The sequence below is a fragment of the Arthrobacter sp. 05T420 genome, assembly GCF_056396305.1.
In genome coordinates, this window is sequence record NZ_JBFTLG010000018.1 from 49,733 (window position 1) to 64,372 (window position 14,640).

The following is a 14,640-nucleotide window of genomic DNA, read 5'->3' on the forward strand; positions in this document are numbered from 1 at the left end:
TTTCGCTGTGCGGCCGGTCGAGGGGCGCCGGCCCGGGACGGGAGGTTAGTCAGCCGACGCGGGCCAAGGCATCGGCGAGGTGAGTCGTGGAGCGCGCCGGATGGTAGGGAACGGTGAGGCAGCGGCCGCCCCAGCTCTCCACCAGTGGGGTTTCGGGCAATTGCCGGACGTCGTAGTCTCCTCCCTTCACCCAGATGTCCGGTCGCAGCATGGTCAGGCATTTTTCCGGGGTGTCTTCGTCGAAGACGAGCACGGCGTCGACGCACCCAAGGGCCAGCAACAGTTCTACCCTGTCCAGCTGATTGATGATGGGACGGGATGCCCCCTTGATCCGCCGGATGGACGAGTCCGAGTTCAGGCACACGATCAGGCAATCGCCGAGGGCCCTGGCAGCTGCGAGCGACCGCGTGTGACCGGCATGGAGCAGATCGAAGCAACCTCCGGTCGCCACCACGGTTCCGCCGGCGCGTCGCACCCGTCGGGCCAGCGCCACCGCGTCATTGCCCCTCCGGCTGGTGTTGTTCAACGAAACCGGCCGGGGTGCGTCATTCCGCGCCCCCACGCCGCCGCCGGCCAGGAACAATGCCGCTTCACGGACTGCCACGCGTGCCGATTCCGTGAGGTCATTGCCAGCCGCGAGCTGGGCAGCGAGGCTGGCTGCCAGCCTGTCGCCCGCGCCGCAGGGATCGACGACTCGGGTTTCCGGCGGCGCAATGTGCAGTGGGGTCGGGCCTGTGGAACGCGCCAGGGTTGCCCCGTACTCGCCCTGGGTCACTAGCACGGCGTTGCTGCGCCAGAGACTCATCAGTGTCCGGGCCAGCTCTCCCGGGCCGTCTGCGCATGGTGCAGGGGACAGGAGTGCCGCAGCTGCACGGGCCTCGGCCCAATTGGGCGTCACAACGGCGACGCTTTCGACTGGCGCGGCCCCGGCGGGATGCGGATCCCAGATGATGGGAATGCGACCTGCTAGTCGGGCCAGCACCGCCCGAAGGGACAGGTTGCTCGTCAAGCCTCTGCCGTAATCGGCCACCACAATGGCGGCCGCGCCGTCCATTGCCCGCAGCATTGCCGGCGTCACGGCGGGGACAGGTGCGCGTTGACAGCCTTCATCGAACCGCACAATCGGGTGGCCGTCGGCGCGAACCCTGGTTTTGACCGGGGTGGGGACGCCTGATGGACCAGCGACAACGGTGACGCGGGCCAGTTGCCCGCCGAGCCGCGTAGCCGCCTCGTCCGATCCGAGGACGGTCACCAGAACCACGTGGTGCCCGTCCTCAACCAGCATTGTGGCGACGAGGCCGGCCCCGCCGGCACGGTAACGGGCGCCGGATACGTCAACAACCGGCACGGGTGCATCCGGGCACAGCCGCGTGGCCACCCCGTCAACGTCAACGTCAAGCAGGACATCGCCCACCACAACGATGTTCATGACCCGGCCCCGGGCGAGGATTCCAAGGGGCCTTGCCGCAGGATCTCGGCGTCGAAGGCGCGGCAGATGGCATGCAGGGCAATTAAATGACACTCTTGGGCACTGGCCGCGGGACTGTCGATCGTGACAGCTTCATCGCAGTTCAGTGCCAGCGGGTTCGGGCCGGTTCCGGTCAGCGCCCAGGTCGTGACGCCCAGTCCTTTTGCGGTTTCCACCGCCCGGAGCAGGTTCACGCTCCTCCCGCTGGTGGAGAGCAACAGCAGGACGTCACCGGTGCGCGCGTGCGCCCGCACCTGGCGGGCGAACAGCTCCTCGAACCCGTAGTCATTGGCGATGGCGGTCACGGCTGAGGTCTCGGCGTGCAGCGAGATTGCCGAGAACGGCACCCTTTCGCCGTCGAACCGTCCCACCAACTCCGCCGTCAGATGCTGGGCCTCCGCGGCAGACCCCCCGTTGCCGGCCGCGAGCAGCCTCGCTCCGCACGCCAACCGGCGCGCCAGTTCCTCCCCCCACACCGCCAACCGGAACGACTGGCTCCGCAGTGACTCGAGGGCCGGGAGGACGTTGTCCAGGTGCGATCGGACGGCTGCCACCGACCCGGGCCGGGCGAACGGAGAGCCGGGGCGGCTCGTGCGGTCGCCATCTTCGGGCACCAGCAGAAGGGGACGATTCGGCCGGCTCAGAGACCACTCCGCGCTCACAGCGCCGCTCCTTCCACGGGATCCAGCCGCAGTGAGTCAGCACAGGCGGCCAGCGTATGCAGATATGCACTTTCAGTTTCGGCGGCTACGCGGTCCCACGAATAGCGGACCCGCACACGCTCCTGCCCGGCGCGCCCCAGTTCTCGGCGCAGCCTGGCGTCACCCAGCAATCTGGCGAGGGCCGCGGCTAGGGCGGCCGGGTCCTTCGGAGGCACGTGCAGTCCCGTGCCGTGATCCACCACGGTGTCCCGCAGACCGCCGACGGCTGCGGCCACTACCGGGATTCCGCACCCCATTGCCTCCAGCGGCACGATCCCAAAGGGTTCGTACCAGGGTGTGCACACCACCGCGTCGGCGCTGCGGAAGATGCCGGGCATGGCACCGCGGGGCACCTGCCCGCGGAACGTGACCTGGTCCCTGACCCCGAGTTCCGTAGCGACGGCGGAGAGCCTGCGTGCTTCGGCGTCGTCCCCACGTGCGGCAGCGTCACCGCCGCCGACTATGAGGAGTTCCACGTCGGCGAAGCCTGCATTCCGAAGCAGGGGCAAGGCCCTGATGGCTAAATCGACACCTTTGCGGGGAACCAGCCGCCCGACGGAGAGGATACGGTGGGCGCTGTTGCGGGGCTCGACGGCCCCGTCGCCTGCGAACAGGTCAACATCCACGCCGCACGGCGCGATGGAGATTCTGGCAGTGTCGATTCCCATGGCCTTGAGTTCGAAGACCTCATCGGAGCAAGTGGCAATAATGCGGTCCACGGACCGTGCCACAGATGGCTCAAGCCATTGCCTTTCGAGCGGACTGGTGTCCTGGGCACCCTGATGCCGGCGTTTGACGGGTCCCAGCGCGTGGAAGGTCTGCACTACCGGGACGTGTACGCGGATGGATCCGCGCCGCGCCGCGTCGAGCGCGGCCAGGCCGGACATCCAGAAATGTCCGTGGACCACGTCCGGGGGGTGCCTGCCCCAGTCGCTGGAAATACCGTCGGCGAGCTTGCCCATGAATGGCAGGAGATCGTCTTTGGGCAGGCGGCGAGCGGGCCCGGCGTCGACGTGGACGACCTCCAGATCGGGCAGGATCCGGACCCGCTCGGGCAGTTCGGCCGAGTCCCGCCGGGTATACACCGTGACGTGGTGCCCGCGGCGGCCCAGGGCCTCCGACAGCGCGGCCACATGCACATTTTGGCCGCCGGCATCCACCCCGCCCAGTGCTGCCAGCGGACTGGCATGTTCCGAAACCATGGAGATTTTCACTGGCCCTTCCCTTCGTGCGTTGGAATCAGAATCCGCCCCCGCCGGAAGCGCGGCGAGGTCAGGTCGACGAGCAGCTCATTCCAGGCGCGGAGGAAGGCCTCGAGGCCGTAGCGGTCCAGCGCCGCTTCCCGGGCGATGTTTCCCCGTTGCCGGGCTTCCGCGGGGTCCCGGACCAGCTGGGCGGCCACGCGCACGAGTTCATCGACGTTGGTGGAGATTGCTCCCGCCCCGGCTGGAACAGCGCGTGCCGCTTCAGTGGTTCCCAGCACCACAACCGGCATCCCAAGGTGCATCGCCTCCAGCAGTGCCAGGCCAAGGGACGTCCACCGAACCGGGTGTAGATAGACCCTGCAGCGTGCAAGTTCGCGGTGCAGGCGTGCGGTCTGCAGGTCTCCGCAGACCGTCAACTTCCCCGCCGGCAGCCCGGTAGCCTCCGGCAGTCCTGCCCCGCCCATACCGAAGACCCGCAGCGGCGCCGCAGCGGCGAACCGGGCCAGCAAGTCGGTGCCAGTGACCCGGCCCCGCCGAACGGGCTCATTGACCACGGCGCCGAGCTCAGGGACTTCACCGCTGTAGAGATGCCCCGGATCGGGGATACCGTGCTCGATGACGACCGTCGGGGCGGAGCCGTTGTCCCAGATCAGCTGGTTGAAGTAGGTGACGTGCACCAGCGGGATGAGGTGTTGGTCTGCGAACGGATGCACCGAGTGGGGAACATCGCCCTTAGGGGTGTTGTGCTCCAGGAACACCGCGGGCAGGTCCTTACCGGGGATCCGGCCCAACACACGTTCGACTTCTGCTAGCTCCTGCGCCCGTTGCAGGATAACGGCGTCCACGCGGCCCGGATCGAGGGCATCGAGGGCAACCTCCCGGACGGATGCGGGCCAATCCCGGCCTCCACGGCCCAGCCCCCACGCCCCGCGCTCCGGAAGCACCGGCAGCAGATACTCATGAGGCCCGCGCACGAACGCATCCGTCCAGCCCCCATGCACATGCCAGAGAAGGATCCTCATGTGTGCCGCACCCTCCGCGAAGCCAATGACGACACTCCCCCGAGTAGCCGTTCCACGGCTTCCAGGAGCTGCTCAGGTCCAACGGAGGCCAGACAAGGATGGCCCGGGACCGGGCACACGGTGGCGCGGCTTGACTTGCACGGCGCGTCCTGGTCGCCCAGGATCTCCAGCGGCACGCCGTAGGGGGCCCAGCGGATGGCAGGAACTACCGGAGAGAACAGACACGCTACCGGAGTGCCGAGCGCCGCCGCCAGATGTGCCGGGCCCGTGTTGCCCGTGACCAGCACGCCGGCATGGGCAACGACACCAGCCAGGGTCTTCAGATCGGTCCGCCCGCCCAAATCCAGGGCGGAAGGTCCCGCGACCGTGGCCGTGAGCTTCGTTTCGGCAGGGCCACCGGTCACCACAACCCGGTACCCCGCGCCCTCAAGTAGTTCCACCGCCGCCGCATGATGCAGCGCGGGCCACGCCCGGGCGGGCGCGGAGGCCCCGGGATGGACCACGATGTAGGGTTCGTCCCCCACCAGGTCCCGAACGTCCGGATACCCTTCAACGCGGAGTCTGCCGTCGTCCCCGGCAGGTAGGGTGAAGCCGGCCGCCCGTGCGATCCCGAGGGCTCGTTCGGATTCCGGCTGGTCTTCAGGAAAGTCCTCGCCAGGCCGCAGGCGGACGTCCAGGAGGCTGCCCGCATAGTCTGTGGACGCGCCGGCAATACGGCCGACGCCGGCCAGCCGCAGCAGTAAAGCGAGGGGCAGCGGTGACTGGTGGAACGACGTCAGGATGACCGCTTCCGTGATCCGCGAATCGGAGACGAACGCCTTTAGCGCATCCATCTGACCCATTTCCACCCGCGGGGCCGGGTTCGCGATCCAGGGACAACTCCAGCTATAGGCTTCGGAGACCCCCGGGAGGAGTGACGCGGCCGGCTCACCCTGGGGCCCGCACAGCACGACGACGTCATTGGGATCGCCGCCGTCAGACCGGCTCCCATGGGCAACAGCCCGGATGGCCGGACCCGCCAGCAGAACGTCACCGACGCTGTCCAGCCGGGCCACCAGGACCCGTGTCATGGCTCCGTCCTCCCGGCTGCTGCCTTCAAAAGCAGATCCACAGCAGCTCCCAGGTCCGCCGCCACTTCAAGGGCCGCTTTCACTTCTGCCGCCCGGGTCACCGGGGTGGGTACCAGAATGCCCCTGGCGCCCGAGACTCGCGCCGCTTCCATGTCACTTCCGATGTCGCCGATGAGTGCGGTCTCCGACGGAGCAACCCCCAGAGTGGTGCAGGCTTTCAGGACCATGCCCGGCGCAGGTTTCCGGCACGGGCATCGGTCCGCGGGAGCGTGCGGGCAGATGCTCCAGAGGTCGAGGGGGCCCAACAGCTGATCGATCCGGGCGTTGACGGCGCCCACCTCAGCAGCTGTGAGGATCCCCCGGCCTATCCCCGACTGGTTGCTGAGCACCCCTATCAGGATTCCGCGGCTGCGCAGCCGCTGCAGCGACTCACGTGCGTGGGGCATCGGCAGGACCCGTGAGGGATCCGCGTTGTACGGGACGTCATGAATCAGGGTTCCGTCCCGGTCAAAGAAGACGGCCCGCAGCGGCGCTGTGCCAGAAGTTCCCATACCCACCCTGTTCCCCGTTCGGACCCGGGCTAAACGCCCGCCCCCTTCCCGGACCGGCCCTGCCCGGGGCTACACTCCTCGAAAAGGAGATCAATCGATGGTCGGAAACCAAGGCACGGCGCCGTCGTTGTCCGGGCGCGACGGCAGGCCGTTGCTGCTGGTGTTGCGTGCGCTCCAGCTCGGCGATCTGCTCGTCGCTGTGCCCGCGTTGCACGCGTTGCGGCGAAGCTATCCGGATCATCACCTTCTGTACGCGGGCCCGGCCTGGCTGCGGGATGCCGTTGCACTCGTGGGCGGGTACGGCCTCCTGCCGGCCGCAGGCCTGTCAGAACCGCTGGCAGTGGAACCAGACAGTGTGGATGTTGCGGTCAACCTGCACGGCCGCGGTCCGGAGAGTCAGTTGCTGATTGAGGCAGTCGGCGCCCGGCAGGTGATCTCACATGCCTCGGAGCATCGGGACGGTCCGGATTGGGTCGAGGACATTCACGAGCGTCGGCGCTGGACACGCCTGCTCCAATGGCACGGAATCGCCGCCGATCCCGACGATGTCCAGCTGTTGCCACCCCCCGTCCGCACACAGTGGCCGGACGCCACCGTCGTCCATGTGGGCGCAGCCTTTGCCAGCAGGCACTGGCCAGAGACCCGGTTCGCGGAGGTGGCAGACCGCCTGGCCCGATCCGGGCACCGTGTCGTCGTGACCGGCAGCGGCGCTGAACGGGCACGCTCCCTGGCCGTGGCCGCACAGGCGGGCCTGCCCGAGGAATCTGTTCTAGCCGGCAGGCTCTCCCTGAGCGCCTTAATTACCCTCGTGGCGGGCGCCCGACTGGTGGTCTCGGCCGATACCGGGGCGGCGCACCTGGCCACGGCCTACGGACGCCCTTCCGTGGTGCTCTTCGGACCGGCCCGACCCGAGCACTGGGACCCTCCACCGGGGCAGCACATAGTGTTGACCAAGGCGGAATTGCGCCGCGGCGACACGTTTGCCGGGGACCCGGATCCAGCCCTGCTAGGTGTCCAGGCTCAAGAGGTTTTGGACGCCGTCCGGGTTCTGGGATTGCTCTGAGAGTCGGCTTCGGCGAGCAGTTGCTGCAGTCGCACCAGCACCTTGGACAGCCGTCGTGAAACCTGCATTTGCGAGACGCCGAACCGCCTTCCGAGTTCGGTTTGGCTTTCTTCACAAAAGTAGCGGCGGTACAGCAGTTCGCGTTCCTGCCCGGACAACTCGCCGATGGCCTGGTTAAGGCACAGGAGTTCCTCCAGTCGTTCCAGCGGCAGCTCCCGCGAGGCGAGTGCGTCCGCCCTGCGCGGACTGCCATCGTGATCGTCAGCGACGTCGAGTGAATCCGGACGCATGCTCGACACCGCCGCCAACGCCTCGCGAACGGCTGAGACAGGGACCCCTAGTTGCTGAGCCAGTTGAGCGGGACTTGGCCGATGCCCTAGGGCCTGGGTCAGCTCCGGTTCGGACCGCAGAATTTCCGTTCGCAGGTCCTGAATCCTCCGCGGCGGTCTGACCACCCAGCAACGGTCGCGCAGATAGCGTTTAAGCTCTCCCGTCACCGTAGGGGCAGCGTAGGCAGCGAAGCTTTCTCCCTTGGCCGCGTCAAAACGCCGCGCGGCTTTGACCAGTCCCAGATACGCCACCTGGTTCAGATCCTCCTGTTCCCGACCACGCCCTGTGAAGCGAAAGGCCAAGGCTTCCGCCAGTTCCAGATGGTCAAGGATCAGCCGGGCCTCAAAGGCCTCCCGGATCTGACCCGTTGAAGCCCGCCTCGTCGCGGGCGTCTGTCCGGACTCGGCCGGGACAGACGACGTCCATGATGGCGGGCGCTGGGGTTCTGCCATAGTCCTTCATTCCTCTGAACCAGAGTCGTTCAAAGCCTGCGGCAAGACTTTGCAGTAGAAAACCATAAGCCTGCTTATTAAACAATGGCCGCCCCGTTTCGGGCCGGGCCCTCCGGGCCCGAACGGGGCAATTGAGTATGAATCGCCGGGCCGGCCTCTGCTGGATTCTCTTAGGATCACGCCGGCGGGGTCGCGTCGGCGCCGAAGAACCACGCTCTGCCCGCCGGAAGCGGTGTCTCCGAGCCCGCCGGGGCCGCGGAGCCACTGCTCTCTGGCCGGGACGCGCCGAAGAAGTTATAGTAAGCATGCTGATGATTGATTGAGCTCTCGTCGGCTTCCCCTAGTCCCGTCAAAGGAGACACCGTGAGCACCAAGGTTGAAAAGCGAGTTCTGGTCAACGTTCCCGTAAGTGTGGCCTACAACCAATGGACCCAGTTCGAAGAATTTCCGCACTTTATGGGCGGGGTGAAGAGCGTCAAACAGCTCAGTGACGACCAGCTCGAGTGGGTTGCGGAAATCGGCGGGGTGCGCAGGCAGTGGCAGGCCAGAATCCTCGAGCAGGTACCCGACCGAAAAGTCGCATGGGCCGCCACAGAGGGCGCAACGAACGCAGGCTCCGTGACGTTCGAAGACCTCGGCGGCGGGCAGACATCGGTACAGCTGTCCTTGGAATATGAGCCCGAAGGGATCGTGGAAAAGGTCGGCGACAAGCTGAACATAGTAGAGAGGCAAGCCGAGAGTGACCTCAACCGGTTCAAAGCCTTCATTGAAGACGAGGGCTACGCGACCGGCGCCTGGCGAGGATCCGTCAGCGAGGGCGCCTCCGGAGGCACGCCCGGCATTGATGAGGCCGCGGGGTCGCGGGGGGACAGTGGCAAAGCCGGGGTCTCGGGCACGGTCATTGCCGGAGTTGGGCTCGCCGCCGCTGCCGCGGCGGGCGTCGCTGCAGCGGCAGGCAACAAGGCCACCGGCCCAGACGCGCCGGCTCAGGCCACGCCATACCCAGAGGTTGAAGCAGTTCCGCCCACCGGCACCGCGGGCAGCGTGTTTCCCGGTGAGGAGTTGCCCCGGGACGCGACTCGTGCCGGGGACGGAGCTGCTGGCCGGCCCGAAGCGAAGCCTTTCGACCAGACCAATGGCCTCATCGACACCGAGGGTGATTCGGATGGGACAGCCGTGGGCGACTCCTCCAGCGCGGCCGACCGGGCGGCGGGTACGGAACGCGGGCCAGGCCCTGTCCCGCCCACCGGAGGAAGCCTGGGACAGCACTGACCGCGGACCCAGCAGGATGGGTTCCCGGGCCGTCCTGCTGCCGACGCCGGTCGCGCTGCTTCATCAGGTGGCCCTTGAGGACCTAGGCCAGAGCACCGTCACCGTACGCCGGCGTCGTGTCGTTCTCAAAAACGAAGGATTTCCAGGACACGTCGAATCGGGCACCGGCAGGGCCGCCGTTCGCGAGAATCCTCCTGTCTGCACGCATGAACTACGGAGGATCTTTCCGGGCTGCCCGGGTTCGATGAACAGTTTTTGGGTGTCGGGGTTGGCATTCCGTACCTGGCCGGCGTCGAGTCGGTCCTGCTCCCCGACACCCAATTTTCCGTTCCCATGCGGCTGGACAAGCGCCTTGCGGCCCTCACCGCGCTCGGAATGGACGGCACCACGTTGATCGATCCCCTTCCGCGCACTGGCCCCTGAGGGGGTTCGCGCGTATTCTGAACACACGTTTCGTGCGCGAAGGCTGGACAGAAAATGGCGCCGAAGAACCGAAAAAGGTTCCATCTGGCCGCGGCCCTCTGGAGGGTCCTCGGATTCTTGACTGTGAGCGCGCTCTGCGGCCTATTGGTCGCCAGCCTGGTGGTACCGGGTGTCGCTGCTGCCGGTATTGCGGTCAGGACTTCGATCACCTTCTTCAATGGCCTCCCGTCTGAGCTGGTGGTTGTCCCGCCCTCGCAGTCAACCAAAGTGCTGAGCGCGGATGGGAAAACGATCGCCGCCTTCTTCGCGGAGAACCGTGTGAAGGTCGGGTTGGACCGGATGTCCCCGTACATCAAGGACGCCATCGTCGCGATCGAGGACAGCCGCTTCTACGAGCACGCCGGCATCGACCCGCAGGGGATCCTCCGGGCGCTGACCTCCAACGTGGCCAGCGGCGGCCGGCAGGGCGCCTCCACACTGACCCAGCAGTATGTGACCAACGTGGTCAATGAAACCCTGATGTCGGAGGGCAGGGGCGACCAGGTCGTCCTCAGCGGGCAGAAGAGTATCGGCGACAAGGTGCGCGAGATGAAGCTCGCCCTCGAACTGGAGAAGAACTACACCAAGGACCAGATCCTTGAGGGCTATCTCAACATCGTGTTCTTTAACCGGGACGCCTACGGCATCGAAGCCGCGGCACGGCATTTCTTCAGCACCACGGCCAAGGACCTCACCCTGCCTCAGGCCGCACTACTTGCGGGGCTGGTCAACAGCCCCACCTTCTATGATCCGTCCGTCCATCCGGACAACTCCGTCAAGCGGCGCAACCAGGTCCTGGAGGCGATGCTCAAGCAGGGCAAAATCACTCAGTCTGACCATGACGCTGCGGCAGCCAGCAGCGTCGGGCTGAAGATCGCTCCCGCGAAGCAGGGCTGCGCCGCAGCGGAAATGGCGCCGTACTTCTGTGACTACGTTTCCCACCTCATCCTCAACAACCCTGCCTACGGCGTGGATGTTGCCGAGCGTGAGAGGAAACTGTACCGCGGCGGCCTGACCATCACCACGACCCTGGACAGCAGGCTGCAGGGTCCCGCGCAGGCCCAGGTGGACGCCACAGCCGGGCCTAATCCGGACAAGTGGGGTGCCGCGCTCGTTTCCATCCAACCCGGCACGGGCAAAATCCTGGCAATGGCGCAAAATACCGTATTTCTTCCCAAAGCCGGGAAATTCGATACCCAGCTGAACTTCAACGTCGACTCCAAGGACGCGAACGGCAACGACCTCAACGGCGCCGGCGGCTTCCAGCCCGGGTCCACCATGAAACCGTTCACCTTCGCCGAATGGCTCAACGAGGGCAAATCCCTCGTCGCCGAGGTGGATGCGTCCCGGCGGACCTATCCGCTGGACTTCCCCTGGAAGTCCAGCTGCGGCAAGGTCCTCGGCGCCTACAATACGGCGCAGAAAGCCCTCGGCGCCGCGGATGACCTGCAGAACAACGATGAAGGCTACTACCGCAAGATGCCCGTCAACTACGGCCTCTACAACTCCATCAACACAGCGACCTTCGCCGAGGCCGCCCAGCTGGATTTCTGCGGCATCCAAAAGATGGTGGACGCCGTGGGGCTCCACAGCGGCGTGGACAACGCCCAGATGAACATGCACCAGCTCGGCAACCTGCTAGGTGCCATCGGCGTGGCCCCGCTCCATCTGGCCAATGCCTTTGCCACCTTCGCCAACGACGGCAAATACTGCACACCCATTGCGATCACGGCAGTAACCGACGCAGCGGGACAGAAGCTGTCGGCCGAGAAGAGCAACTGCCGCGACGCCGTCAAACCCGAGGTTGCCAGGGGCGTGAACCTTGTCCTCCAGGACGTGCTGAAGAAGGGCTCCGGCGTCTACATCGCCCCCAAGGTCCAGGACAAGGTCCCGGTGGCAGCAAAGACCGGCACGTCGAACACCAACGGCGCCACCTGGGTCGCCGGCTATACCTCCGGCCTCGCCACGGCTTCCTTCTTCGGCGACACTCTGGAAGGCCAGAAGCGGCCCGGCCGGAACATCACCGTCAACGGCAAGTTCTACAAGGCCATTGACGGGTACATGCTCGCCGGCCCGCAATGGGCCAACTACATGGTTCAGGTCGCCGGACTCTACCCGGCCGCGGCCTTCCCTGCGCCGCCCAAGTCCATGACCAACCCGCCGCCGCCCGGCCCCCAGCAATGACGCCCCCAGACGCACCCGTCGGGGATCGAGGGTTCCGATTAAAGGGGTCTGACGTTTGCTCACTTTGTGCCGGCTGAAAGATTTGCGCCCGGTGCAATACCGGGCGCAAATCCTTCAGCACCAACTCTCACGGAGCAGGTCAGGTGCCAGACTCGGGTTACTTCTTTTCGGGGAGGAACATGGCCTTTTCCAGCGGTGTCACGCTGAGTGATCTGAGCTCGGCGGTCCCGCCTTCTGCGAAGAGGGCCATCTTGTCGGCTCCGGCGTTGGGGAATACCTGGTCGGTGATGGTCCGCAGACCGTCCTGGGCGAATACCTCGACGGAAGAGCGGTCGAGGTAGATCCGCATCGTGATGTTGCCCTTCTTGTCCAAGGTGACGGGGGCGTCCTCAATGGAGGCGAACGCCGGGTGGAAGGCGGTGTTGCCGGAATTTGTGCGGTCAACGAACATCTTCCCGGCCGTGGCGTCGTAACCGATGACGGTGGAAGAGTTTCCGTCGCCGAGCACCGTGATGCCGAATTTTTTCGCCGTGCCGGGTGCGAAGGTGATGTCCACCCGCTGGACCTGGCCGGACGCGGCCGCCGGCAGCTGGTGAACCCCTGCGGGGATCGAGCCGCCCTTCTTGTCGTTGTAGGAGACTTTGCCGTCCAGTTTGTCCACTTGCTTGGCGGCGCTTTGGGTGAGGCGGGGACCATCGGGTGTCTGGGTCAGGTTGACCTCTCGGGGAAGTGCCATGGCGCTGCGCCAGGGGCTGGTGGGGATGTCGTTGGCATAGTCCCAGTTGTTCATCCAGCCCAGCATGACCCGCTTGTTATCGGGCATGTTGCCGAAGGACACGCTGGCGTAGTAGTCGCGGCCGAAGTCCAGCCAGTCGTAGGTCTCGAGGGCCGATAGTGCCGGTTGGGAGGAGAGCTCGAATTCGTCCGCGAGGATGTGGCCCCAGCCGAATCGGTTGTTGTCGACGACTTTGATTTGTGCCTGTTGGCCAACGAATTCCTTAACGTTCCATGATGCCCGGTCGAGCGTTTCACTGTCGTTTCCTGTGGCCGTGCGCACCACCTGTCCGTTGACTACCAGGTTCACGGATTCTTCATCGGACCTGGGAACAGCGGCGGCGTCGGTGAGCATGACGTGGTCAAGGGTCAGGTGTCCCCACCCGCCGGTGGCCTGGTCAACAACACGCAACTGTGCATTCTGTCCCGCGAATTCGGAGACGTCCCAGCCTTTCCAGTTCAGGACTCCGGAATTGTCTCCCGCAAGAGAGCGGACCACCTTGCCGTTGATGAGCAACTGGGCCGCCAGGGTCTGTCCGGAGTCAGCGGAGCGGTTGCCGCCGCCGACCAGCATGCTCATGAAATTCTTGGTGATGGGGAATTCCGGTGATGTCAGGGTGCCCTGCCGGTCATCGCTCGGCGTGGTGCCGGTCTCGAAGGTGTTAATCCGTTTGGCCCCGATATAGAAGTCCCCACCGCTGGTGGAGGGCTGGAAGTTGGGGGTGAGGTCGCCGGACCCGGACCAGCCGGCGTCGGCCAGTGTTGTCCCGGGGGGAATCTCGAAGCCGTTGAACTTGAGCTCCCCCTCCGGTGGGGTGTTGTCCAGCTTGTCGGAGACTCGCGGGTGCTTGCCGCCGGCCACGAGGAAGTTCAAGTAGTCGTCGGTGACCGTGAAGGTTGGTGACTGCGCGGACCCAAGCGGCCAGTCGCCGTCGTTGAAGGAATTAATCAGGCCGGTGGCGCCGAATCCGGTCACCGGGCTCTGGCCGGGAAGAGCGCCGGAGGCGGGGGCGTCACCGAAAGGACCGTTTTTCCAGTTGCCCGGTTCGTTGTTTACGGTCCAGCCGTTGTAGTTTCCTTCGTTGAAACCGGCCAGGACTGTTCCAGGAGGAAGCGCAGTTACGGGTTTGGTCGTTTCGGAGGTGAAGGTGGTGCCGTCGAAATTACCTGCGAAGTACTGGCCGGCGGAGCCGCCGGCCACGCCGCCAGGGTTGATGTTGACCACCATGACCCATTTGATGTTCTTCTTGTCGCCGTCCACGGCCAGGGGGAACAGGTCAGGGCATTCCCACTGGCCGCCGGTGGCGTTGGCGGGCCCGAATTCGCTCAACGCGGTCCAGTCCTTGAGGTTGGCGGACTTGTACAGGACGACCTTGTGCTCGGTGGCTTCCACTGCGGTCATGACCCAGTAGCCTCCGCCGCCGGGCTTGTCGTACCAGAAGACCTTCGGGTCGCGGAAGTTGGCGGAGTTCCGGTTCAGGACAGGATTGCCGGAGTACTTGGTCCAGGTCTGGCCGTCGTCGAGGCTGTAGGCCAGGGACTGGGCCTGCAGGCCGCGGTGCGCAGAGGCTTCCTTGTAGGCGCTGGTGAAGATCGCGATCAGTGGAGGATTTTTTTTCGTTCCGAAACCGGACGTGTTGTCCTTGTCGACGACGATGCTGCCGGAGAAGATGTCCTGCTCTGCATCGGTGGAGATCGCCAGGGGCTGCTCCTTCCAGTGGACCAGATCCGTGGACGTGGCGTGGCCCCAGGACATGTTCCCCCAGGTGTTGCCGGAGGGGTTGTGCTGGTAGTACATGTGGTAGACGCCCTTGTAGAAAACGAGTCCGTTGGGGTCGTTCATCCAGTTTTTTGCGGGCGTGTAGTGAATGGCCGGCCGGTAGGGTTCGTCCCCGGGGCCCGTCGCGGCCGACGCCGGCAGGGAACCTGCCAGTGCCGCGGCCAGCGTCAGTCCCGCGAGTGTCAGTGCAGAAACGGCATGCGTCCTGCGGGTGGTCGTTCTCTTCATCTGCTTGTTTTCGCCCTTCGTTGCGCGTGTCTGCAATAGACAACGTTGTCAGTGCGAAGGACGCTAAGTTATGTCCAG

General features: G+C 65.6%; 12 protein-coding genes. 4 read left to right on the top strand and 8 right to left on the bottom strand.

Translation table 11 applies throughout. The features are described 5' to 3' along the window. Nucleotides 1-49: 49 nt before the first annotated feature. The 6 genes from AC1DEM_RS17275 to AC1DEM_RS17300 form a co-directional block, all read right to left on the bottom strand. Entirely contained in the window at nucleotides 50-1,429 is a 1,380-nt protein-coding gene (locus tag AC1DEM_RS17275; RefSeq protein WP_476885529.1) for a PfkB family carbohydrate kinase, read from the bottom strand. After that, the gene (locus AC1DEM_RS17280; RefSeq protein WP_476885580.1) at nucleotides 1,426-2,022 is read right to left on the bottom strand and encodes a D-sedoheptulose-7-phosphate isomerase; all 597 of its coding nucleotides are present in this window, start codon (nucleotides 2,020-2,022) and stop codon (nucleotides 1,426-1,428) included. Before AC1DEM_RS17280 ends, AC1DEM_RS17275 begins: the two co-directional genes overlap by 4 nt. Before the next feature lie 104 nt (nucleotides 2,023-2,126). Beyond that, nucleotides 2,127-3,383, bottom strand: a complete 1,257-nt coding sequence (locus AC1DEM_RS17285) for a glycosyltransferase (RefSeq protein WP_476885530.1) — start codon at nucleotides 3,381-3,383, stop codon at nucleotides 2,127-2,129. Then, the gene (locus tag AC1DEM_RS17290) at nucleotides 3,380-4,396 is read right to left on the bottom strand and encodes a glycosyltransferase (RefSeq protein ID WP_476885531.1); all 1,017 of its coding nucleotides are present in this window, start codon (nucleotides 4,394-4,396) and stop codon (nucleotides 3,380-3,382) included. The genes AC1DEM_RS17285 and AC1DEM_RS17290 overlap by 4 nt, the downstream gene beginning before the upstream one ends. Beyond that, nucleotides 4,393-5,466, bottom strand: coding sequence for a glycosyltransferase family 9 protein (locus AC1DEM_RS17295; protein ID WP_476885532.1), 1,074 nt, complete (start codon nucleotides 5,464-5,466; stop codon nucleotides 4,393-4,395). Before AC1DEM_RS17295 ends, AC1DEM_RS17290 begins: the two co-directional genes overlap by 4 nt. Then, nucleotides 5,463-6,017: a D-glycero-alpha-D-manno-heptose-1,7-bisphosphate 7-phosphatase gene (locus tag AC1DEM_RS17300; RefSeq protein ID WP_476885533.1), complete on the bottom strand. Its 555-nt coding sequence runs from the start codon at nucleotides 6,015-6,017 to the stop codon at nucleotides 5,463-5,465. Before AC1DEM_RS17300 ends, AC1DEM_RS17295 begins: the two co-directional genes overlap by 4 nt. A gap of 97 nt (nucleotides 6,018-6,114) precedes the next feature. On the opposite strand from AC1DEM_RS17300, the gene AC1DEM_RS17305 reads away from it, so the two are divergent. Beyond that, nucleotides 6,115-7,080, top strand: a complete 966-nt coding sequence (locus tag AC1DEM_RS17305; RefSeq protein WP_476885534.1) for a glycosyltransferase family 9 protein — start codon at nucleotides 6,115-6,117, stop codon at nucleotides 7,078-7,080. Here the strand turns inward: AC1DEM_RS17305 and AC1DEM_RS17310 are convergent. After that, the gene (locus AC1DEM_RS17310; RefSeq protein ID WP_476885535.1) at nucleotides 7,038-7,862 is read right to left on the bottom strand and encodes a sigma-70 family RNA polymerase sigma factor; all 825 of its coding nucleotides are present in this window, start codon (nucleotides 7,860-7,862) and stop codon (nucleotides 7,038-7,040) included. The genes AC1DEM_RS17305 and AC1DEM_RS17310 overlap by 43 nt on opposite strands. Nucleotides 7,863-8,225: 363 nt before the next feature. Between AC1DEM_RS17310 and AC1DEM_RS17315 the strand changes: the two genes are divergently transcribed. The 3 genes from AC1DEM_RS17315 to AC1DEM_RS17325 all read left to right on the top strand — a co-directional run bounded on the left by AC1DEM_RS17315 (nucleotide 8,226) and on the right by AC1DEM_RS17325 (nucleotide 11,780). Further along, nucleotides 8,226-9,134, top strand: a complete 909-nt coding sequence (locus tag AC1DEM_RS17315) for an SRPBCC family protein (protein WP_476885536.1) — start codon at nucleotides 8,226-8,228, stop codon at nucleotides 9,132-9,134. A 255-nt stretch (nucleotides 9,135-9,389) separates the two neighbouring features. Then, the gene (locus tag AC1DEM_RS17320; protein WP_476885537.1) at nucleotides 9,390-9,557 is read left to right on the top strand and encodes a hypothetical protein; all 168 of its coding nucleotides are present in this window, start codon (nucleotides 9,390-9,392) and stop codon (nucleotides 9,555-9,557) included. A 54-nt stretch (nucleotides 9,558-9,611) separates the two neighbouring features. After that, nucleotides 9,612-11,780 (top strand): transglycosylase domain-containing protein, encoded by a 2,169-nt coding sequence (locus AC1DEM_RS17325; RefSeq protein ID WP_476885538.1) that lies wholly within the window; start codon nucleotides 9,612-9,614, stop codon nucleotides 11,778-11,780. Nucleotides 11,781-11,937: 157 nt separating this feature from the next. Here the strand turns inward: AC1DEM_RS17325 and AC1DEM_RS17330 are convergent, their stop codons facing one another. Further along, nucleotides 11,938-14,562, bottom strand: a complete 2,625-nt coding sequence (locus AC1DEM_RS17330) for a GH32 C-terminal domain-containing protein (protein ID WP_476885539.1) — start codon at nucleotides 14,560-14,562, stop codon at nucleotides 11,938-11,940. Between the last annotated feature and the right edge of the window lie 78 nt (nucleotides 14,563-14,640).